This window comes from Nocardia huaxiensis (assembly GCF_013744875.1).
Taxonomy (GTDB): domain Bacteria; phylum Actinomycetota; class Actinomycetes; order Mycobacteriales; family Mycobacteriaceae; genus Nocardia; species Nocardia huaxiensis.
Genome location: NZ_CP059399.1, coordinates 6490976 through 6511858, shown reverse-complemented (window position 1 = coordinate 6511858; position 20883 = coordinate 6490976). Strand labels below are relative to the sequence as shown.

Genomic DNA, 20883 nt, shown 5'->3' with positions numbered 1-20883 from the left:
GTTACGTGCCAGCAACATGGGTCCGGAGGATCAGGGAGGTGACACTAAGTGCGACACAATCGAAGGACCGGGCCGCCGACGAGTACCTGGCCAAACGAACCCTGCGCACCGGATCGGCGGGCTGGGTGCTGCTGGCCGGGCTCGGGGTCAGCTATGTGATCTCCGGGGACTACTCGGGCTGGAATTTCGGTCTGGCACAGGGCGGATTCGGCGGACTGCTGATCGCCACCGTGCTCATTGCGGGCATGTACCTGGCCATGGTGCTGGGCATGGCGGAACTGTCGGCGGCCCTGCCCGCGGCGGGCGGGGGCTACACCTTCGCGCGGCGGGCGCTCGGGCCCTGGGGTGGATTCGCCACGGGCGCAGCGGTTCTCATCGAATACGCGATCGCGCCCGCCGCCATCGCCACCTTCATCGGCGGATATGTGGAGTCGCTGAACCTGTTCGGAATCACCGACGGGTGGTGGGTGTATCTCGCGGTGTACGCGCTCTTCATCGGGATCCACCTCGCCGGGGCGGGCGAGGCGCTGAAAGTCATGTGCGCCATCACGATTGTGGCGCTGGTCGGCCTGGTGATCTTCGTCGCTGTGGCGTGGGGGAAGTTCGACACCGCCAATCTCACCGACATTGCGGTGGATGCGAATGCCGTCGGCAGTTCGTCGTTCCTGCCCTTCGGTGCGTTCGGGATCTGGGCGGCAGTGCCTTTCGCCATCTGGTTCTTCCTCGCCGTCGAAGGCGTGCCGCTGGCCGCCGAGGAGGCGCGGGAACCGGAGAAGAATGTGCCCAAGGGCATTATCGCGGCCATGCTGGTGCTGCTGTGCACCGCCGGGGCGGTACTGGTGCTGTCCACGGGAGCGCTTGGGGCGGACAAGCTTTCGCAGTCGGGCAACCCGCTGGTGGAGGCGCTCGGCAGTGGCGCGGCGGCCACCGCGGTCAACTACATCGGCCTGGCCGGATTGATCGCCAGCTTCTTCTCCATTGTCTACGCGTACTCGCGGCAGACCTTCGCGCTCTCGCGCGCCGGGTATCTGCCCACCAGCCTGTCGGTCACCAATGCGCGCAAGGCCCCCGTGCTGGCGCTGATCGTGCCCGGCGTCATCGGATTCGGGCTGTCGCTGACCGGTGAGGGCGCGATGTTGTTGAACATGGCCGTCTTCGGCGCGGCGCTGAGCTACGTGCTGATGATGGTGAGCCACATTGTGCTGCGGGTGCGCGAACCCGGCATGCGCCGCCCCTACCGCACGCCCGGCGGCATGGTGACCACGGGATTCGCGCTCGTCATCGCCTGTGTGGCGGTGGTGGCGACCTTCCTGGTCGACCCCGTCGCGGCCGGTTGGACCCTCGCCGCCTTCTGCGTGTTCATGCTGTATTTCGGCCTGTACAGCAGGCACCGGCTGGTCGCCAACTCACCCGACGAGGAGTTCGCCGTGCTCGCCCGCGCCGAGGAGGAACTCGAATGACGGTGTACCACCAGCGAATCGGTGCCACCACCTACACCTTCGACGGGCTGGTGGAGCTGCTCGCCAAGGCTACCCCGCGCCGCAGCGGTGACGAACTCGCCGGGTGCGCGGCACATTCCGACGCCGAGCGGGCCGCCGCGCAGTGGGCGCTGGCGGAGGTGCCGCTGACCACCTTCCTGAACGAGCTCGTGGTGCCCTACGAGACCGACGAGGTCACCCGGCTGATCATCGACAGCCACGATCGGGTTGCGTTCCAAGCGATTTCGCATCTGACCGTGGGTGGGCTCCGGGACTGGCTGCTGGAGGTCGCCGCCCGCCCGGACGCGGCCACCGTGCTGGCCTCGGTAGCGCGCGGCCTCACGCCCGAAATGGTCGCCGCCGTAAGCAAACTCATGCGCAACCAGGACCTGATCGCGGTCGCCAAGGCGGTCGAGGTCCGCGCCGGATTCCGCACCACCGTCGGCCTGCCCGGCACCCTCGCCACCCGGCTGCAACCCAATCACCCCACCGACGACCCGCGCGGCATCGCCGCCGCCGTCCTCGACGGCCTGCTGCTCGGCTGCGGTGATGCGGTGATCGGCATCAACCCCGCCACCGACTCCCCGCAGGCCACCTCCGAGCTGCTGCATCTGCTGGACGAGGTGCGCCGCCGCTTCGACATCCCCACCCAGTCCTGTGTGCTCTCCCATGTCACCACCACCCTGGGCCTGATCGAGAAAGGTGCCCCGGTGGACCTGGTATTCCAGTCCATCGCCGGCACCGAGGGCGCGAATTCCGGCTTCGGAGTGAACATCTCACTCCTGCGCGAGGCCAACGAAGCCGGCCGCTGCCTGCGTCGGGGCACGGTCGGCGATAACGTCATGTACCTGGAAACCGGCCAGGGCTCGGCCCTTTCGGCCGGCGCCCACCTGGGCACCGCGGGCAAACCGGTCGACCAGCAAACCCTGGAAACCCGCGCCTACGCCGTAGCCCGCGACCTCGACCCCCTGCTCGTCAATACGGTCGTGGGTTTCATCGGCCCCGAATACCTCTACGACGGAAAGCAAATCATTCGAGCCGGCCTCGAAGACCACTTCTGCGGCAAGCTCCTCGGCCTCCCCATGGGCGTCGACGTCTGCTACACCAACCACGCCGAAGCCGACCAGGATGACATGGACACCCTGCTCACCCTCCTCGGCGCGGCGGGCTGCGCCTTCGTCATCGCCGTCCCGGGAGCCGACGACATCATGCTCGGCTACCAGAGCCTCGCCTACCACGACGCCCTGTACGCCCGAAAAGTCTTGGGCCTCAAGCCCGCCCCCGAATTCGAAGCCTGGCTCGACACCCTCGGCATGCTGGGCGCGGACGGCCGCATCCTCCCGGTGGAGCCGATGGCCTCGCCGCTGCGTGCCCTGGCGAGTGCCCGATGAACCCCACCGGAGGGAGGAAACAGGTGAACACCGTGCCCGCCGCCTCGGACTTCTGGGCCGAACTGCGCCGCACCACCCAATCGCGGATCGGGTTGGGCCGCACCGGCGATGCGCTGCCGACCAGCGAGGTCCTGGCCTTCCGCGCGGCCCATGCCGCCGCACGCGATGCCGTCCACAATCCACTCGATGTCGCAGCACTCGCCGGACGAGTCACGGCCGTGGGACGCGGTGCGCCGGTGCATGTGCGCAGCCGCGCCGCCGACCGGTCCGAGTATCTGCGCCGTCCCGATCTCGGCAGGCTCCCCGCCGAGCAGAACTCCCGCCCCGCTGGGACTTCCGCCTCGGTGCCTGCCGGCGAGGCAGAAGCAGGAGCCCTTGCCGGGGAAGGACTTTCGGCCATCCAGCCGACGGGGGCCGATATCGGGATCGTGCTCGCGGACGGCCTGTCGCCCCGGGCACTCAACGACCACGCCGTGCCGATGCTCGGGGCCTTGCTGGACGCACTCGGCCGGTTCTACACCATCGCACCTCCGGTCATCGCCACCCAGGCACGGGTGGCCCTCGGCGACCACATCGGCGAAGCCCTCGGCGTCACAACACTTCTCGTCCTCATCGGCGAACGCCCCGGTCTCTCGGTGGCCGACAGTCTCGGCATCTACCTCACCCACCGCCCCGAACCCGGCCGAGCCGACTCCGAACGCAACTGCATCTCCAATATCCACCCGCCGGACGGCCTCGCCTATGCCCGTGCCGCCCAGGTGGCAGCCGGATTGGTGGACGGCGCACGCCGACTGGGCCGATCCGGCGTCGACCTCAAGGACACCTCCGGAGATTCGGCACTCGATTCCGCGACCTCCCTGATCCTCGAACCCGGCGCGGCCTAGCCGGGCGCGGCCGGGGCACGATGCCGCGCGGATGACGCGGCACGTATGGTTGCGGTGATGTCGCCGAAACGTCCGCTGTCCGTCGCCGGTGTGCTGCTGGCCGGGTTGGGGCTGCTCGTAGCGGGGCCGCTCGCCGCCTTCACCGCCTACACGATGGGCTCCGCCCGGCGTCGCCCTCGCCCGGGTTCCGACGTCGTGCTGGTGCTCGGCTGCAAGCTGCGTGCGGGAGCGCCGGGGCGGCTGCTGACCACGCGTCTCGATCGCGCGGTGGAGGTGTATCGAGCCGAGCGCGCACGCGGGGGCGCGCCGGTCGTGGTCGCTTCCGGCGGTCAGGGGCACGGGGATTCGGTGACCGAGGCCGAGGCCATGGGGCGATATCTCGAGGCCGCAGGCGTGGTGGGGGAGTCCATCGTGCTGGAGCCCCGGGCGCGCAATACCGAGGAGAACCTGCGATTCACGGTGCGTGAGTTGCAGGCTCGCGGCATCGATGCCGAGCGCGCGCGAATGACGGTGGTCACCAGCGACTTTCATGTATTGCGCACCGCCGCGCTGATCCGCCTGCTGGGTTTGCGCGCCGAGGTCGTCGGCGCGCGCACGGCTCGGCTGCTGACAAGGTTCGCCTACCTGCGCGAATTCATCGCGGTGCTGGTCACTCCGGTGCGGATGTCGCGAGCCGGGCGGCGTCTCGCCGGTTAGGGAGGCCCGGCATTGGTGCGCAGGTCCAGGCGGCGCATGACGCGGTCGACCACGTCGGGCGGGATGCCGGGTTCGCGGCGGGCGGCCAGGGCTTCGGTGCGACCGGCTTCCAGGACGTCGTTGGTGATGGCGCGCATGCGTTTGGTGAAGGCCAGGGTGCGGTCGGTGGTGACCTTGGCATTGCGGTCGGCGGCTTCGGGATCGGCTTGGGCCAGGCGGCGTTCGAGGCCGTCGCGCAGGCGTTCGTAGACGTCGTCGGGGAGTTGTTCGTCGGTGGCGACCTCCTTCAGACGAGCCAGTTCGGCGTTGAGAACCCGTCCCCACAAACGCAATTCGATGGCGCGCTCCTGTTCGGTGTCGGCGTGGACACCGGTGGCGCGGACCACGGCCGGCAGGGTGGGCCCCTGTAGGAGCAGGGTGAACAACACCACGGCGAACGCGGTGAACAGGATTTCGGTGCGGCCGGGGAACGGCTCGCCATTGTCGGTGGTGAACGGAACAGCCAGGGCCAGTGCGACAGTCGCGACACCGCGCATGCCCGCCCACCAGGTGACGATGGTTTCGCGCCAGGTGTAGGGCTCGTCGACGTCGCGATGCCGCCACCAGCTCTGGAAGATGGCGGTGGTGCCGAGCAACCAGAGCAACCGCAGTATCACCACGACGGCGATCACCACGGCCGCGCCGCCGAGATAGCCCGGCCAGTCCGGACCCGCATCGCGCAGGACCGTGCTCAACTCCAGGCCGATCAGGCCGAAAGCGAAACCGGTGACCAGCATTTCGGTGATCTCCCAGAAGGAGTCGCCGACCAGCCGATAGTCGCTGTCACTGAAATCCGTTGCGGCATCGGTGAGATACAGCGAACACACCAGCACGGCCAGCACCGCGGAGCCGTCGCGCGCCTCGGCGACCCCGTAGGCGGCGAAGGGCAGCAGCAGGCCCAAGGCCACCTGCCAGGGTGCCTCGTCGAGCCGCCGCATGATCTTGCTGCCCGACCAGCCGAACAGCAGGCCGACGACCACCGCCACCACCGCGGACAGCAGGAAATCCCGCAGCGTTCCCCAGGTGGAGAACGCGCCGGTGACCGTCGCATTGATCGCGGCGGTGTAGATGACGATGGCGGTCACATCATTGAACAGGCCCTCGCCCTCGAGCACCGACACCAGCCGGCGGGGCAGACCGAGCTTGCCCGCCAGCGCCGACACCGCGACCGGATCCGGTGGCGAGACCAGTGCGCCCAGCGCGATGGCCGCCGCGATCGGAATCGAGGGATACCAGCTGTGGAAGACCCAGCCCACGACTCCCGCGGTCACGATCACCAGCACCACGGCCCGCAGGCTGATGGCGCCCCAGTTGTCCGCGAACTGCCGCCATGATGTGCGCCGTGCCGCTGCGTACAGCAGCGGCGGCAGCACCAGCGGCAGGATCAGATCCGGATCGATGTGGATTTCCGGGACCGCCGGGATGAGCGCCAGCACCACGCCGAAGGCGGTCATGAGCACCGCGGGCGCCTGGCCCAGCCGTTTACCGAGCGGCTGCGCCAGGATGGTCGCGAACAGGACCAGGAAGATCAATTCCAACTGGTTGTGCACGCTGCCAGTTTGCTGCCGATGAACTCGAAAGTCGAACGACCGGCCGCATCTCTCAGCGGTTCCCTGGCGGAACGCTCAGAGTTCTCAGGAAGCGCTGCGGCGATCCCGGGGCAGACCCGGAGCCCGCGAAGGCAGACCCGGCCCGAAGCCCTCGGACTGCGCCGAGCCGTTCGTGCCGTGCCCCGAGCGGCCCGGGATACGCGGGGCGATCGTCGGCTTCCCTTGCGGTGCAGGGCCATCGGCGGCTGCTGCGAGGTTGCCGAATTGCGGTCCCGCAGCGTTCGGCGCCACCGCCGCAGGATGCTGCCGCGCCGGCGGATTCTCCTGCCGTGCAGCCTGATCCGGCTTCAGCGACCACGCGTCCTGCCGGGCAGGCTTGGCCCGCTGCGGCTCCGCCAACCGGCTGCGCTCGTCCACCTCGGTGAGCCCGACGTGGATCAGCAACACCATGGTCACCATGCTGACGGTGATCATGAGCGGCGCCAGCAGCTCCATCGCGCCCGCTCCGGCCGGAATGCTCGAATGCCCCGAGTGATGCGCGCTCATCGACGCCATCCCGGTGTAATGCATGCCGCACACCGCCACACCCATGATCAACGCCGCGCCGATGGTGGCGAAGATCCCGGTGATGTGCAGTGTGAACCACAGCGCCGCCGTCGCCGCCACCACCGCGATGACCATGGACAATGTGACGATGCCGGCGCTGTAGTTGATCACCGCGTCGGATTTCATGGCGTACATGCCCGAGTAGTGCATGGCCCCCACGCCCAGCCCGGTGACCGCGCCGCCCGCCAGCAGCGACCCGAAACCCCAGCGCCCGCGCGCCACGATCGACAGTCCCGCGTACACCACCACCATGGCGATCACCGCGCTGAGCAGCGTGATCGGCACGTTGTAGCGAATCGACGCGCCGCGGATCGAAAAACCCAGCATGGCAATGAAATGCATGACCCAGATGCCGGTCCCGCCGATGGCGATGGCGGCCGCAATGAGCCATCCGGTGCGCCCGTCCCCCGAGCGGGCGCGTGCCGTGCATCGGAGTCCCAGCAGGGATCCGGTCACGGACATGATGTAGGCCAGCACGGGTGTCACCCACCCGTAGCTGAAGTGGTGAATCTCCAGCACACGAACTCCATTGCCAGAACGGGGATTTCGCAATGAGACATGCGACGTGGGCACCATACCGGGCACTTGTCCGATTGGGAAATTGAGAGGGAAGGTTTCCTCGAAAACCTTTCCAGTCGGAGTTAACTCGCGGTTGGCGAGAACATTCGCTGCTTCATCGACGGAATGGCATTGGCTGTGCGAAAGAACAACTTGCCCGCCGTGCGCGCCACCCGGCTATCGGACACCGCCTGATTGGCGGCGGTGAGCGAGGTGCGCACGGCATCGAATCCGTAGTCGATCATCCGCGTCTCATAGGTGTGAATGCCCTCGAGCAGACCATGCTCGCGGCGGTCCGCGCCGACCAGCGCACGACACAGCGACTGCGCGTCGCGCAGTGCGGTATTCGCGCCGATCCCGCCGAACGGGGTCATGGAGTGAATCGCGTCACCGAGCAGCGTGACATTCGACGGCTCCCACTGCGGGACCGGTACCGAGGTCTTGATCGGAATGAGAGTCGCTGTGTCGCTGTCGGATTCGGCGACCAGGCGACGCAGCTCCGGGGCCCAGCCCGCCGTCATCCGCACCGCCAGCTCGTGTAGTCGCCCGGCATCCAGCCGCTCGAGATCGGTGCCATAGCGTTCCCGCTTGGCCGCGAATGCCCAGAACACATAGGGCTGCGTATTGTCGAACAGCGTGCCCGGTGTGAGGCCCGCCTCATTGCCGACCAGACCGGCCGCCTCCACCGGAATGTCGAATTCGTGTGGCGCAAGGAACATTCCGCATCCGCTGGGCGGAATCACGCTGAGCGGATTGCGCAGCAGGCGTGCGTCCAGTCGTTCGCGGGATTCGGACGTCAGCGCGTACTTTCCGGCGATGGTGACGATTCCGGTCTCGATGCGCTGGGCGTGCGGCAGGTATTGCGCACGCACCCGCGAGGTGCCGCCATCCGCGCCGACCAGCACATCGCCGATCTGCGAACTGCCATCCGCGAAAAAGGCTTCGATTCGCCCGTCGGGCCGCTGTTCATAGCGGTCGAACATGCTGCCGTAGTGCACGATTCCACCGAGCTCGGCGAGCAGTAGCTGGCGCAGCGTGATCCGGCTGATCCCGAAATGCCCGCCCCCGGCCGGATCCGCCGCCGAGTCATCGGGCTCGAACCGCAGCAGCGGCTTCATCTGCTCGGTGATCACTCCGAACCCATTGCCGCCCCGCCCCGCGCAGGCCGTGAACAGCGAATACAGTTCCGGCGACAGCATCTCCGCCAGCGCCCGGCTGCCATGGGGGTCGATGTGGATGCGGAAGCCCTGCAGCCGATCGGTGCGCTGCGTCTCCCGCTCGTGCACCGATACGCTCACCCCGGCGCGGCGCAAACCATTGGCGAGCGCGAGCCCGCCGATCCCGCCGCCGGCGACGATCACATGCAGTGGTTGATTCGTAGACATCTCGATTGTCCTCTCCGAGAATCAGATTCGGCTCCAGCCGAACCCTCCTGGGCGCCGCTTGGTCGCCCGCTGCTGTTGCTGAGCCCCCGCCGCGCCCCACGACTCGATGAGCCGATCCAGCAGCCGGGTAAGAGTCACGACATCCTCGGCGGGCCATTCCGCGATCACCGCGCCGAACACCTGATCGCCGACCTCCAGGAACTTCTCCAGTTCGGCCCGCCCGGCCTCGGTCGCCTCGACCAGCACCGCCCGCCGATCCGCCGGATCCGGTGAGGTGATCACCAGCCCCGAATCCATGAGCGCCTGCACATGCCGCGTGATGGAGGAGGGCAGCGCGTCCAGCCGCTCCGCGATCTCCCCGGCCCGCAATGGCCCGGCCTCGACCGCCGCCTGCAGCACACCCACCCGCACCGGGTCGTATGCCCGCGTCGTGCCCTGCCGCATCGCCTCGGCGAACCGGGAGGTGGTGCGGGCCAGCCGCGAAACCTCGTCCTTGTTTGCTTGCATGGAACAAATATAAAACTTGATTGCGTGAAACAAAAGAGTCTGGCGGAAAACGGACGCGATACGGGGGAGGGTTGGCGAAGCGGCGCCGGAAGGCGCCGCGATGATCAGGCGCGCAGCTGCCGTCGCAGGAAGGAGGTCAGTGGCGTCGACACGGCCTGCGGATTGTCGATGAACGGCCAATGCCCGAGACCCTCGAGGAGATGAATCTCCGCGTCGGGGAAGTAGTTCCGCTGCTGCCGCGCGAAACTCGCCGGAATGTAGGGATCGCCGTCACCCCAGATCGCGCACACCGGAACACCTTTCGCGGCCACCGCGATGGCCTCCGCGCCCAGCTCGTGTTCGGGAAACGCGCCGATCGGATCCCGCGAACTGCGATAGACCTCCAGCACCGCCCGCTTGTGCCCGCGGTCCGCGAAGCTGTCGACCCGCTCGATGTAGTTGCGCGGCAACGGTTTCGGATTATCCCGATTGAGCGCGATCCGCATGGCCCGCGGATTGCTCATCGCTTGAAACAGCTCCCCGAGCCCCCGGGTCTGCCAAATCCGCGCATACCGATGCCATCGATACCCTTCCAGCACACCACAATTGATGAATGTCAGGCTTGCCGGCCGGTCGAGATTGTCCAGCGCCCACCGCAACCCCCACGGCACCCCGAAGTCGTGCAACACCAGATGCGCCCGCTCCACCCCCAGCTGATCCAGCAGCAACCCGAGAAACCGCGCATGCCCCGCAATACTGTGATCGAAAGTGCGCGGTCGCTCCGACCGCCCGAACCCCGGCATATCCATAGCGACCACCCGCGCGAACCCCGATATCTCCGGAATCAGCTCCGCCCAATCATCCATCGGCCCCGGATTCCCATGCACGAACACCACAGCTTCCCCGGCGTCCCCGGGCCCACTGTCATGCACGGCACACCGCACCCCCTCGATCCAATGATCCGCAACATGCAACGTCGACGCGATTCCAGCCATGGCAGTCTCCCCGATCGGTCCGGCTGCCGTGCATGGTAGGCAGATTCCCCGCCCTTCCGCGTCCGTCCACGGTCGGAGCGAAATCTCCGCCTACGTGCGGAGTGAAGCCTCCGCCCGGCCCATCGCCATCCAGCGTCACGCGATCGAGTAAGTGAAGGCCAACCCCACAGCGAGGGCGATGACCCCGCCGATCAGAAAGCCGAGTGGCCTCCCCGGTGCGGTCCGTAGACCGCCGGTCGCCATATCCCACACCGAGTAGACGATGCTCAACAGACCGCAGAACATGATGAGCCACATCCCATATCGCAGCAGCCGCAGCGCCTTGTCCTGCGGCGGCGGTTGCTCCGGGGTGGGAACACCGACCTGACGGTGCACGGCCAAGATAAGATCAAGTGCGCCAACCGAATTCATCAACCGACGGTACCGCGATCCCATGCGTCCCAACTCCGCCTGCGTCTGGAATCGACCTGTGCCCGAATGTCCGTGCCTATTCGTTCTCGACTGCTTCAGCCGCAGGCCAGCAGCAATTCGAAGGCGCTGTGCAACTCTGGCTCCTCGAAGATCCGAAGCTCGTCGTACGCCCCGGTGGGCTGCCAGACGATGTAGTAGGAAGCCTGAAAACTCAAATCCCCCCACGGCTCCTCCGCATGGACCCGCGCCAGCACCCGCCCGCATCGCAAGCATTCGAGCCACGGAACGACAAGCAGGCCCTCCAGTACCGGGTCCGCTATGCCGAGCCGCCCCGAATCGACCGGCTCCGAGCATTCCTCCGGCAGCAGCCGAATGGAATCCTCCTCCCCGGAATCCCTGACACACGAGACGATTTCGTCATGGTGGGCCAACCGCAACCCCCACTGCTCCGCCAGCACTTCGATCTCGGCGCGAGTCCGATCGCTGATGCCCACCCGCTCCTCGACCAACCGCCGCAGCAACAACCACAGCCCGCCCTCCTGATGCCCACTCTCCCGGCAGCCACGAAACTCTCGGCGTCCTCACCCGAGGAAAACAACCCGGCCAACCGCTCCCAGAGCTCGGCTTCGTATGCCGCATAACGGCTTTCGCTACCCACCGCCGCGACCCTACGGAACGGAATCGAAATCCACATTCGAGCCGCTGGGGCTCGGCGATCTGCCCTTCAGTGATGAACGTTGCCGCCGAAGGCGTGCCATCGTTCTGCTGCGGGCGGGGTTCCGAGTTCTGCTCTTGCGGTGGGGTTTTCGGTGTAGAACGTGAGGTAGCGGTAAAGCGTGTCCCTGGCGACGGCGAAGCGGGGGCATTCGAGCACGATCCGGCCGGGCAGCGGCGGCAGCGGATCCAGTCGCCACGGCCGCACCGGCTTGCCGCCGAGCGTCACGCCGGGCGTGGTCTCGTGATAGGTCCATCCCGCGCTGTGGGTTTCGCCGATCACTTCGATGATCGGGAATCGGTGGCAGCCCCGCCGTATCAGGCGAACGTCGTTCCAGCTGAGCGTGGTCCGGGAACTCCAGTCGTCGTGGATGATCTCGCTACTGGTCAGAATGAGTTTGCTGGGCCGGAGCCGTCCGGCCAGCGTCAGCGCGGGTTCCGCGGCGCAGATCACGCCCAACACCGCGAAGATCAACGCCAGGGGCCAGTGTGTTCCCCATGCGGCGACCGCGGTCTGGCCCGCGGCGAGCAAGCATATTGCTGCGAAGCACAGCCACATCGCCTGGCGCAGACCGAAATAGGTGGTCGAACCGGGCACGATTGTCGCCGCGACCCCATGCTCGCGACCATTGGCGACCGCGGATCGCACGTCGACACGCGGATCTGCCCACACACCGGCCAGCAGCACAACCACCATCGCGAGGCCGAACAACCCGACATAGGTCGCGGCGGCCTGCGCTGCGCTGTTGTCGCTGCGCCACAGCGCCATCGCGACGACAGCGCACAGCATCGCCAAGCCGGCAGTCGCGACCATCGCGAAGACACGCCTGCGTGCCAACTGGCGAGGTTCGGGCCACGGACCCGGATCCTCATAGTTGTCAGACGATCGCATTCCACCCACGCCCAACCCTTCCGTGTACAAGCCGTCAACCGCACCCGCAGCAACCAACGCACCGAAGCGGCCGAGCCGAAGCCGAAGTCTTGCCCGACAGGACCCGGCTGCTCCGTTCGAAATTTGACCCAGCGGTGATTGGCGTGCGTGAACCGCGCCTCTGGAATCCGAGTCGGGTTCAGTATCGGGGTCGGATCTCGAATCGGTCGTAGAGGGTGTTGAAGAAGGACTTCTGAGGGTCGCCGAACCATGGAAAGGGTTCCTCTTCGTCATCATCGGCGATGGTTGTGGCTGGCCATGCTCCGGTGGTGACTTCGGCGAGCAGGAATTCGAGCAGGTCCGTGTAGCTGTGTGCGCACAGGAAGTGGTACTCCTCGTTGTGACCGAAGTTGATGATCTGGCCCGGTGTCCCGGCGGGCCCGGGGTCGAGGTCCAGGCCGATGTAGTCGGGCCTGGTGGGGTCGGACCACAGCGGGATCCAACCGGGAGATGTCCAGAGCGGCTTGATCTTTCCTTCGGCACCCGGGTACACCGCCCCCGACTCCTGGAGTGATTCGGTGGCGCGGTCGTGTTCGATGCTGTCCCAGAACTTCCAGATTCTGCGAATTTTTCTGGTGGACAGGAAGATCAGGGTGGGGATACATGGCACGCCGTGGTCGTCGTCGCCGACGGTGGAGATTCGTTGCCCGTTGTGCACGCTCAGGACGGCTTTCACGTCCTCGGGTAGCGGGCGGCCGATCGTCCGTTCCAGCGCGAGAAGTTCCCTGGGGCGCGCGGGACCTGCCAGGTTCTCATACGCCAACGGCACGTTCGTCCGAAGCCAGCTGACATATTCGTTGAAGACTTCGAGCGCGCGCACGCAGCCAACCTAGCAAGATCGACTCGGACGGTTACGGCCAAGCGGCACTGCCGATTCGGGCCTCCGGTTCCTGCCGGCACACGGCGACCAGCCGTTGATCTTCGCGGCGGGGACGCGGCCCAGGTGCCGGTCCTCGAGCCGATAGCTACCTTTTCGAACGGCGTTGCCCGCCGCGCTCGGTCCGTCACCGCCCAGCGGTGATCGTGGCCCTGATCGTGCCCGCAGGAACCCCCGCGCTACGGTTGAGCGATCTCGCCACTGTTCAGAAAGAGCGGGAGGTGCTGCTCATCGACGCGCGCAGCTACTTCATGGCGCATCCAAGGATTCGTGAGGGAGGCGTGACATGGGAGCTTTGACGCAGGAGACAATGCGCGTCGAGCGCGTGAAGCTGACGCCTGAACAGCGCGAAGAACGTCGCCGCGAGGCGGAAAAACTGGGCATCAAGATCCGTAAGCGCAGCGCGTCCGGCAAGGACGGCAAGTAGCCGGTATCCGCCGGATGTCATGAATCCCCTGAGCGAAATTCTCCGAGACCCAACTGCACCGACTGCGTGCTGGCCGATCTCCAATGCGCGGACCCGAAAGCTTGATCGAACGAGGCTCGCGGGCTACTCGCCGAACAGCACAGAGTCCCTATCCTGTACGTGCTCGGCCGCAGTGCTCTGTGGATGAGAAGTGCTGTGGCGCAGGGCATTCTGTATGCCCAGCCCGCGAGCGCTGCACTCGGTGCTGGATACGGGTTCGGGCCGCAGAACGACTGTTCTGCGGCCCGAACCCGTGTGGAACTAGTCCAGGTAGTCGCGCACTAAGACTGCTTGAGCGCTGTGCTGGTCCGAGGCTACCGAGGTGACTCGTGAGCGTGAACACGCCCAATACCTTTGACTGAGCTTGAGACCGCCTCATCGATCAAAAACAACCTGATGAGCATGCGCTTACGACGTTTCAGCAGTCCGTATCAGCGCTGCTGCTGCGGCGGCTCGCTGGTGTTTGCCAAGTGGTGAGCTAGGTCATGTCTCCCAATAGCTTCAGCCATTCGATGGCCAGGGCCATGACGAACCCGGCGCGGTAGGTCGAGGCGAGTTTGTCGTAGCGAGTGGCGACACCGCGCCAATGCTTGACCTTGTTGAAGGCACGTTCGACGACATTACGTCCCTTGTAGGCGACCGAATCGAACCTCGGTGGCCGCCCACCGGCACGGCCCCGCCGTTTCCGATTGGCGATCGGATCAGCCCGTTCGGGAATGACAGCGCCGACACCTCTGCCACGCAACAAGGCTCGGTTGCTCGCCGAGGAATACGCCTTGTCGGCGAGCACCCGATCAGGACGGCAACGCGGCGGGCCACCGGTCAGCCGCGGCACCGCGATCGCGTCGAGTACCGCGGGCATCATCGGCGAATCACCGGCCTGGCCCGCGCTCAGCACCGCCAGACCACGACCGTTGCCGTCGGTGGCCAGATGCGCTTTCGTGGTCAGCCCGCCCCGGGACCGGCCGATCGCGTGATCGGCCGGCTCATAGCTCACCGTCCGGGCCGGTGCTCGCCTCACCGCCACGCGAGACGTTCGCACCGTGTTGATGCACTCGCATGATCGAAGAATCCACCGACACAACCCAATCCAGGTTCCCGGTCGCGTCCGCGAGCGCGGTCAACGCGACCAGCACCCGATCCCAGGTCCCGTCCCCGGCATAACGGCGATGACGCTTCCACACCGTCTGCCACGGACCGAACGCCTCCGGCAGATCCCGCCACGGCACCCCGGTCCGCAACCGGAACAACATCCCCTCCACGACCAGGCGATTATTGGAGAAGTTGCGCCCCACACGGCCATCGGATTTCGGTAACAGCAGCTCGAGAAGCTCCCACTGCTTGTCCGTCAGAACCCGATACCGATCACCGACCGCCGTCGCCACGCCCACTCGCGGATCTACCGGACCCAATCGAGAAAACCCGATTGGGAGACACGACCTAGTGGTGGTTCTGGGTCCGACCTGCAAGATCACGTTCCGCACTGTCGGTCCTGTCGCCTAGTCTCCCGCTATGAGTTTTTCAGGGGGACTCGCGTCGGTGTGCATCGTCGACGGCTGCGACCGCAAAGTGTCGGTCAAATCGCGGCAACTATGCTCGAAGCACAATGTTGCACGTTGGCGATACGGCACAGTGGATGGCGCCGGAAGAGTCTTCGGGGAGAAGTGCGCAGCCGAGGATTGCGAGAACACCCGGTCAAGTTCGGAAGGATTGTGCTGGAAGCATCGTCAGCGTCTACATCGCACGGGGGCACTTGAACGTGAACGGTCGAAATGCTGTGAGCCTGACTGCGATCGAGTGGCTCAAGCGCGCGGGTTCTGTCAGCGCCACTACGAGCTGAAAGGTCGACCACCTCGTAGCTCGACTCGGACGTGCTCGGTCGAGAATTGTGGCAAGCAGATGAAAGCGCGCGGGTTGTGCCGCCAGCATTACAGCGAGCTGCAACGCAAAGGGCTGCTGCATACAGCTCCCTCGTCTGCTGATGAGCGCGCTGCCCTGGCCACGGAGCAGTGCATAGAAGACGGCTGTGATCGTCCGGTCGAGATTCGAGGTCGCTGCGCAATCCACCACAACCGTCATAGAGCGGGGAACCGTATGTTTCGTGGGTGTCGCAGTTGCGGTGCCGATCTAACGGGACTGCAGCGCGGTGTTCGCTATTGCTCAACGGAATGTAAGCCGCACTGCAAGGGGCCGGAGTGTGACCGTCCGGTCAGTGGAAAGGGCTTGTGCTCGACACACGCGAAACAGCGCAATCGCGGCGAAGAGCTGTCACCGATCACGCGAGTGATGCGCCCACGCCTCGCGAACAGTCCGTGCGAGTGGTGCCACAATCCGGTCGGCGAAGGCAACGAAAGCCGCTTCTGTTCACTGAATTGCGCACGCATGGCGCGTAGACACGAAACGCTCGAACCGGTTGGCAGTTGCGTTAGATGCGGGACGGAGATCGACTATCTGGCACCAGCGAACGGGGTGAGTGGTCGACTGACACCGATAGACAAGCGTCTGTGTGATTCATGCCAGCGGCATAATCCGGCCTTGTATCTGTCCGCTGATGAAGTGCGCGCCCGGGACGGCGACCTGTGCTGCATCTGTGGGCTGTTCGTCCCGGTCGGAGCCCCGCGATATCACCCGTTAGAGGCGCACGTCGATCATCGGGAAGCGCTCGCGTCCGGCGGCGGTCACCACGACGAGAACCTGGGGTTGGCGCACTCTCGATGCAATATCGCAAAGCGCGACCGGCCGGCCGAGTGGCGCATGGACCCGGCTGACATTAGACCGCTTCTCGACGCCTGGCTCGCGGAACAGGCAAAACCGAAACGATCCCGCAAGTCGGTCCCGGTAGTGCCACGACCGAAGAAACCGTGCTCGGTCGAGGGATGCGATCGGATATCGGCCGCGAAAGACATGTGTGCGATGCATCGTCGTCGCGTTCTCAGACACGGAACTACCGACGCCAAAGTGTCGAACATTCATTGCAGCGTCTCTGGCTGCACTGAACCCATCCGCGGTCGCGGACTTTGCCGCATCCACCTGACGGCAGGCCAGCTCACATAAGCATGAAACAGAAGCGATACCTTGAGCTTGTGGGCTTGGGTTTGGGCTCTGGTGACCGGAGACGCTGCGGCACAAAGACTGTGGGATTGGAGGGGGCATTCTCGGTGGACTAGCGAGTTAGATTGCGTGAGACAAGTATCAGGCGCATCGCGCCTGGGACTGAACTGCCCGATATCGGGGACTGTGAGCGCTGTGTCGAGTATCGAGTACAAGAAAGGGCTGCAAAGCTGCAGCTCAGCGGCCCATTCTCGGGATGAATCTAATCCAGATAGTCGCGCACTATGCTTTGTGCTGCGAAGCACCGCTATTTCCGGCAATGGCCCTGGCTGTCGGTCAGTCAATGAATGCTGTTACGTGAATCGATAATCGCGTCGAGTTGCTGCTCCCAGTCCAAGGCGTTGTTGTTATTTCGTAGCTCGCTCGCTGCCTTCAGGATTGCGGTTCTGATATAACCCGTGAGCTCATTTCGTAGCTCCGCTATCCCGCCTTCGCCTATTTCTTTCGGCAGCTTGTTATGGCCGTGTACGATTCTACTTCGGGTGGCATATGTAGTTTTGAAGAACTTTCTAATATGTGAAGATGGCAAGTCTTGTGTGCCTAAGAATAATGCGGCATTTAGTGAAGTTTTGAAGGTGGTTTCGCCGGGTTCCCTCGTTCCGAACAAGGATTCTGCCGCGATTGCTAGATCCAAAACCGCTTCGCTGTCTGATATTCTGTTTACTGCGGTGGTCAGTCGCTCTACGGCGACATTCAATTGCTTAATCACGTGTGGTTTGCGAAGGTCGGAAATAAGGTTTGAGAGATCATCGATGGATATTGTGCTCAATTCGCAACAAGTTGTCTGATAGGCTGCCCGTACGTCGTGATACTCAGTTCCCTCTCGCATTGTCCAGCTCGCGGAGGAGGTACGCATGGATACCCATGCCTCGCCTCTGGCGCAGGCTCCGCGCTCGCATAGAGTATTAATTGATGCCACGATGACATCTGACAACTCGTCTTTGGGAGGTTTCAGTGCGCGTGCAACCTGACGTTCAAACTCCTCTGACTCCGCATCTACGTCGATTTCGAACTCGGAAGCTTGAATAATTCCGGCTTGGTGTTGTTGAAGGATATAGGTCAATCCAGTGGGAGTGTGCTCCACGGGGAGGGTCTTGAACCCTTCCCCGGAAGTGATCTCGGCATCTGTCAAGTCCCTGATGATGCAACCGGGGAGCACTTCTGTTGTACCGTGCGAATACACTTGCCGAAGTGGGGTTATGATCGTTCTCTGAACTCGCATATCCGCCAGCGCTTTGGAGATTTCATTCGAGGTAATGAGGAAATCTGGCTCGCTGAACTCTAATCCCAGTTTGGTGTTAATCAGTGGGCTTAGCAATTTATCTTGCATGAGCAAGTCAAGCCCGGACATTTCCTCAATGCCGGATAGTGAAACCGTTTCGTACGGTGCACGATACGCGATTCTTATCCTGCGTTGAAGTATCTCATCTTCGCTGACAATCTTCAGCATTTTGGAGTATGAAGGAAGAAGTCTTATTTCTTTCCAGTCGGGCCATTCTGTGTAATCGTGAATGACCTTCCAGACCGGGGGTAGTGGCTTACGACGGAGTGTTTCCCGATCCTTGCTATCGCGATACCAGGCATGGCGATCGGCGTATCGAGGTCGATAGAATTTCGGGGCCCCATACTTGTCATGCAGAAGGCTGAGTGCGTCGATTGTGAAATCTCGCATTGATGCAATGAACTCCGGCTTGATTACGGCCGGTTGAGTAGCCTCTGGCATCGTGGGTACTTTCAGGTCGAGTGGCTAGTCTGACACCCTGCACCTTGAGCAGTGCTGCAGAATATCAACGTGCAGCGAATTGAGCAAGCCTTTTGTGTTATTCGGTGAAAGAAGCGGCACAAGAGTGGCACGCGATCGGTTGTGGACGCGGTATCGCTACCCTCATCGGTGCTGGTCAACGCGCGGCCGGTGTCAATGAATGATGTGAAATCGACTACAGGTCGCCTAGATACAGCCCTCGTGCATCCCCCGCAGCGCGAGCAGCGGCAGTGGTTCGGGTGTGTCGTCGACCATGCCCCAGGTGCTCCAAACGGCGATGGCCATCAGGCCGCCCGTCGGTGCTTCCAGCGCCGAGCCAGCGTGCCAGTTCGGCTCTGTAGGCCAGTGTTTCGTACAGCGCGTAGGAGTCGAGACCTTACCGCGGTTGTCAGCCACAACACGAGGGGGCCGGCAATGCGATGGGTATGGCGGGCTCGGATGCATCTGTCGATGGAGCGTTCCCGTTTGGGGCCCGAATGGGTCGACGCGACCCTTGCCTCGCTGGATGGTGACGATTCCGGCGCATTCGTTTGCGCGCCTGGCGAACTCGACCACCGGTCGGACGATTGCGTCGTCGGTCTCGAAAATCTTTGCCGCTGCAAGCTTTCCGGAGCTGGCGTAGTTGGTTATCCGTGAGAGAAGAGCACTGTCTTCGCGTCGAGTTTTGGGTGCCTGGATGCACGCCAACTCGGGCTACGCCGTTTCTCAACCTGGTCGACCGAGTAGACGAACGCTATTTCGGCCCCTCCTGAGCGGGAACCGTGGAAGCCTCCATGTCGGAGTCCAGTAAGTCGGCGACGAAGGCGTTCGCCCACGTTCGTTCCAAGATCGGTGGCTCGGTGTTGTTTTCGCGCCATTCCGGGAACATGCGGACGCCGCAGTCGTATGTATTGACGGTCTCGCCGGACTTGCGTTCCGCACGGGGCTAGTTACCAGGATGGTAGAAGCGCGGCGAGATTGATCGAGCGACCTCTCTTCATCTCAACATCTTGATTGAGAGCGTTGTGCCCATCACTAGATACGAGAAAGGCCCCTGAAGCTGCTGCTCAGGGGCCTTTGTCGGTTTGAACTTAGTCCAAATAGTCGCGCAGGACCTGTGAGCGGCTGGGGTGGCGCAGTTTGCTCATGGTCTTGGACTCGATCTGGCGGATGCGTTCGCGGGTGACGCCGTAGACCTGGCCGATTTCGTCCAGGGTGCGGGGCTGGCCGTCGGTGAGGCCGAAGCGGAGGCGGACTACGCCGGCTTCGCGTTCGGACAGGGTCTCCAGGACCGACTGCAGTTGGTCTTGCAGGAGGGTGAAGGAGACTGCGTCGACGGCTACTACTGCTTCGGAGTCTTCGATGAAGTCGCCGAGTTGGGAGTCGCCTTCGTCGCCGATGGTCTGGTCCAGGGAGATGGGCTCACGGGCGTACTGCTGGATTTCCAGCACCTTTTCCGGCGTGATGTCCATTTCCTTGGCGAGCTCCTCGGGGGTGGGCTCGCGGCCCAGGTCCTGAAGCAACTCGCGCTGGATGCGGCCGAGCTTGTTGATGACTTCGACCATGTGCACCGGGATGCGGATGGTGCGGGCCTGGTCGGCCATGGCGCGGGTGATGGCCTGACGGATCCACCACGTCGCGTAGGTCGAGAACTTGTAGCCCTTGGTGTAGTCGAACTTCTCGACGGCGCGGATGAGGCCGAGGTTGCCTTCCTGGATGAGGTCCAGGAACGCCATGCCGCGGCCGGTGTAGCGCTTGGCGAGCGAAACCACCAGACGCAGGTTGGCTTCCAGCAGGTGGTTCTTGGCGCGGTTGCCGTCGCGCATGATCCACTGCAGGTCGCGGCGGCCCTGCACGGGCAGCTTCTCACCCTTGTCGGCGAACTCGCGCAGCTTCTCCGTGGCGTAGAGGCCGGCCTCGATGCGCTTGGCGAGCTCGACCTCCTCCTCGGCGTTGAGCAGCGCGACCTTGCCGATCTGCTTGAGGTAGGCGCGGACCGAGTCGGCGGAAGCGGTGAGCTCGGCGTCCTTGCGGGCCTGGCGCAGCGCCTCGGATTCCTCTTCGTCCCAGACGAAGTCGCCGGAAGCCTTGTCCTTCTCGGACGGCTCGTCGGCCTCTTCGGCTTCGCCTTCGGCGGCGGGAGCGGCGGCCTCGCCTTCCTCCTCGTCGTCCTCGACCTCGTCGACGATTTCCTCGTCGGCGAGGTCTTCGTCGTCGACCTCGAGGTCACCCAGGTCGTCGAGATCCAGCGACTCGTCTTCGAGGTTCTCGTCGACATCGCCCTCGGCGCCGGGCTCACCGGCGGCCTTCGGCGACGCCTTCTTGGCCGCGGCCTTGGTGGCCTTCTTGGCCGCCGTCTTCTTCGCCGGGGCCTTCTTGGCTGCGGTCTTCTTCGCCGCGGCCTTCTTGGCCGGGGCCTTCTTGGCGGCAGCCTTCTTCACCGCCGGTGCGGCAGTGGGGTCTGCAGAGTCGGCTTCGGCCGAATCGGCGGTCTCTCGGGTATTCGTGGCTACCACGTACGCCCTTTCGTGACGGTCTCGTGCGGCGTCACGCCAGAGTGGTCA

The 20883-nt window shown here is 64.5% G+C and carries 18 protein-coding genes; 6 read left to right on the top strand and 12 right to left on the bottom strand.

Annotated features, from left to right (window positions below):
* Positions 1 to 38 precede the first annotated feature (38 nt).
* From eat to H0264_RS29585, 4 genes are read left to right on the top strand one after another with little or no spacing between them, the layout of a single operon-like run.
* The gene (gene eat, locus H0264_RS29600) at positions 39 to 1460 is read left to right on the top strand and encodes an ethanolamine permease (RefSeq protein ID WP_244975985.1); all 1422 of its coding nucleotides are present in this window, start codon (positions 39 to 41) and stop codon (positions 1458 to 1460) included.
* Entirely contained in the window at positions 1457 to 2869 is a 1413-nt protein-coding gene (locus H0264_RS29595; protein WP_181580592.1) for an ethanolamine ammonia-lyase subunit EutB, read from the top strand. Before eat ends, H0264_RS29595 begins: the two co-directional genes overlap by 4 nt.
* Before the next feature lie 23 nt (positions 2870 to 2892).
* A complete protein-coding gene (gene eutC / locus H0264_RS29590) occupies positions 2893 to 3753 on the top strand; it encodes an ethanolamine ammonia-lyase subunit EutC (protein ID WP_244975984.1) in 861 nt (286 codons plus the stop codon).
* Positions 3754 to 3810: 57 nt separating this feature from the next.
* Positions 3811 to 4449, top strand: coding sequence for a YdcF family protein (locus H0264_RS29585; protein ID WP_181580590.1), 639 nt, complete (start codon positions 3811 to 3813; stop codon positions 4447 to 4449).
* On the opposite strand, the gene H0264_RS29580 is transcribed toward H0264_RS29585, so the two are convergent.
* The 9 genes from H0264_RS29580 to H0264_RS29540 all read right to left on the bottom strand — a co-directional run bounded on the left by H0264_RS29580 (position 4446) and on the right by H0264_RS29540 (position 12944).
* A complete protein-coding gene (locus tag H0264_RS29580) occupies positions 4446 to 6038 on the bottom strand; it encodes a Na+/H+ antiporter (RefSeq protein ID WP_181580589.1) in 1593 nt (530 codons plus the stop codon). The two genes, H0264_RS29585 and H0264_RS29580, sit on opposite strands and share 4 nt — an antisense overlap.
* An 84-nt stretch (positions 6039 to 6122) precedes the next feature.
* A complete protein-coding gene (locus H0264_RS29575) occupies positions 6123 to 7163 on the bottom strand; it encodes an MHYT domain-containing protein (RefSeq protein WP_181580588.1) in 1041 nt (346 codons plus the stop codon).
* Positions 7164 to 7285: 122 nt separating this feature from the next.
* Positions 7286 to 8587, bottom strand: coding sequence for an FAD-dependent oxidoreductase (locus tag H0264_RS29570; RefSeq protein WP_181580587.1), 1302 nt, complete (start codon positions 8585 to 8587; stop codon positions 7286 to 7288).
* Between the two features lie 21 nt (positions 8588 to 8608).
* Positions 8609 to 9094: a MarR family winged helix-turn-helix transcriptional regulator gene (locus H0264_RS29565; protein ID WP_181580586.1), complete on the bottom strand. Its 486-nt coding sequence runs from the start codon at positions 9092 to 9094 to the stop codon at positions 8609 to 8611.
* Positions 9095 to 9198: 104 nt separating this feature from the next.
* Positions 9199 to 10068 carry an alpha/beta fold hydrolase gene (locus tag H0264_RS29560; RefSeq protein ID WP_181580585.1) on the bottom strand — a complete coding sequence of 290 codons (870 nt, stop codon included), beginning with the start codon at positions 10066 to 10068 and terminating at the stop codon, positions 9199 to 9201.
* 135 nt (positions 10069 to 10203) lie between these two features.
* Positions 10204 to 10479, bottom strand: coding sequence for a hypothetical protein (locus tag H0264_RS29555; protein WP_220139862.1), 276 nt, complete (start codon positions 10477 to 10479; stop codon positions 10204 to 10206).
* A gap of 95 nt (positions 10480 to 10574) precedes the next feature.
* Positions 10575 to 10973 carry a hypothetical protein gene (locus H0264_RS29550; RefSeq protein WP_181580583.1) on the bottom strand — a complete coding sequence of 133 codons (399 nt, stop codon included), beginning with the start codon at positions 10971 to 10973 and terminating at the stop codon, positions 10575 to 10577.
* Between the two features lie 230 nt (positions 10974 to 11203).
* Positions 11204 to 12094: a hypothetical protein gene (locus H0264_RS29545; RefSeq protein WP_181580582.1), complete on the bottom strand. Its 891-nt coding sequence runs from the start codon at positions 12092 to 12094 to the stop codon at positions 11204 to 11206.
* A gap of 169 nt (positions 12095 to 12263) precedes the next feature.
* The gene (locus tag H0264_RS29540; protein ID WP_181580581.1) at positions 12264 to 12944 is read right to left on the bottom strand and encodes an SMI1/KNR4 family protein; all 681 of its coding nucleotides are present in this window, start codon (positions 12942 to 12944) and stop codon (positions 12264 to 12266) included.
* A gap of 197 nt (positions 12945 to 13141) precedes the next feature.
* Between H0264_RS29540 and H0264_RS38345 the strand changes: the two genes are divergently transcribed.
* Positions 13142 to 13300, top strand: a complete 159-nt coding sequence (locus H0264_RS38345; protein WP_220139861.1) for a hypothetical protein — start codon at positions 13142 to 13144, stop codon at positions 13298 to 13300.
* A gap of 645 nt (positions 13301 to 13945) precedes the next feature.
* Here the strand turns inward: H0264_RS38345 and H0264_RS29530 are convergent.
* Positions 13946 to 14819, bottom strand: a protein-coding gene (locus H0264_RS29530) for an IS5 family transposase (RefSeq protein ID WP_244976296.1) whose coding sequence is annotated in 2 segments (ribosomal slippage) — positions 13946 to 14500 and positions 14502 to 14819 — 873 coding nt in all. Because the reading frame shifts where the segments join, the coding sequence is not laid out codon by codon here.
* A 160-nt stretch (positions 14820 to 14979) separates the two neighbouring features.
* Here H0264_RS29530 and H0264_RS39395 point away from each other — a divergent pair.
* Positions 14980 to 16521 (top strand): HNH endonuclease, encoded by a 1542-nt coding sequence (locus tag H0264_RS39395; protein WP_420831995.1) that lies wholly within the window; start codon positions 14980 to 14982, stop codon positions 16519 to 16521.
* Positions 16522 to 16858: 337 nt separating this feature from the next.
* On the opposite strand, the gene H0264_RS29520 is transcribed toward H0264_RS39395, so the two are convergent.
* The gene (locus H0264_RS29520; RefSeq protein WP_181580578.1) at positions 16859 to 18301 is read right to left on the bottom strand and encodes a HEPN domain-containing protein; all 1443 of its coding nucleotides are present in this window, start codon (positions 18299 to 18301) and stop codon (positions 16859 to 16861) included.
* Between the two features lie 1109 nt (positions 18302 to 19410).
* Complete coding sequence (locus H0264_RS29515; RefSeq protein WP_181580577.1) at positions 19411 to 20835, bottom strand: RNA polymerase sigma factor; 1425 nt, start codon at positions 20833 to 20835, stop codon at positions 19411 to 19413.
* Between the last annotated feature and the right edge of the window lie 48 nt (positions 20836 to 20883).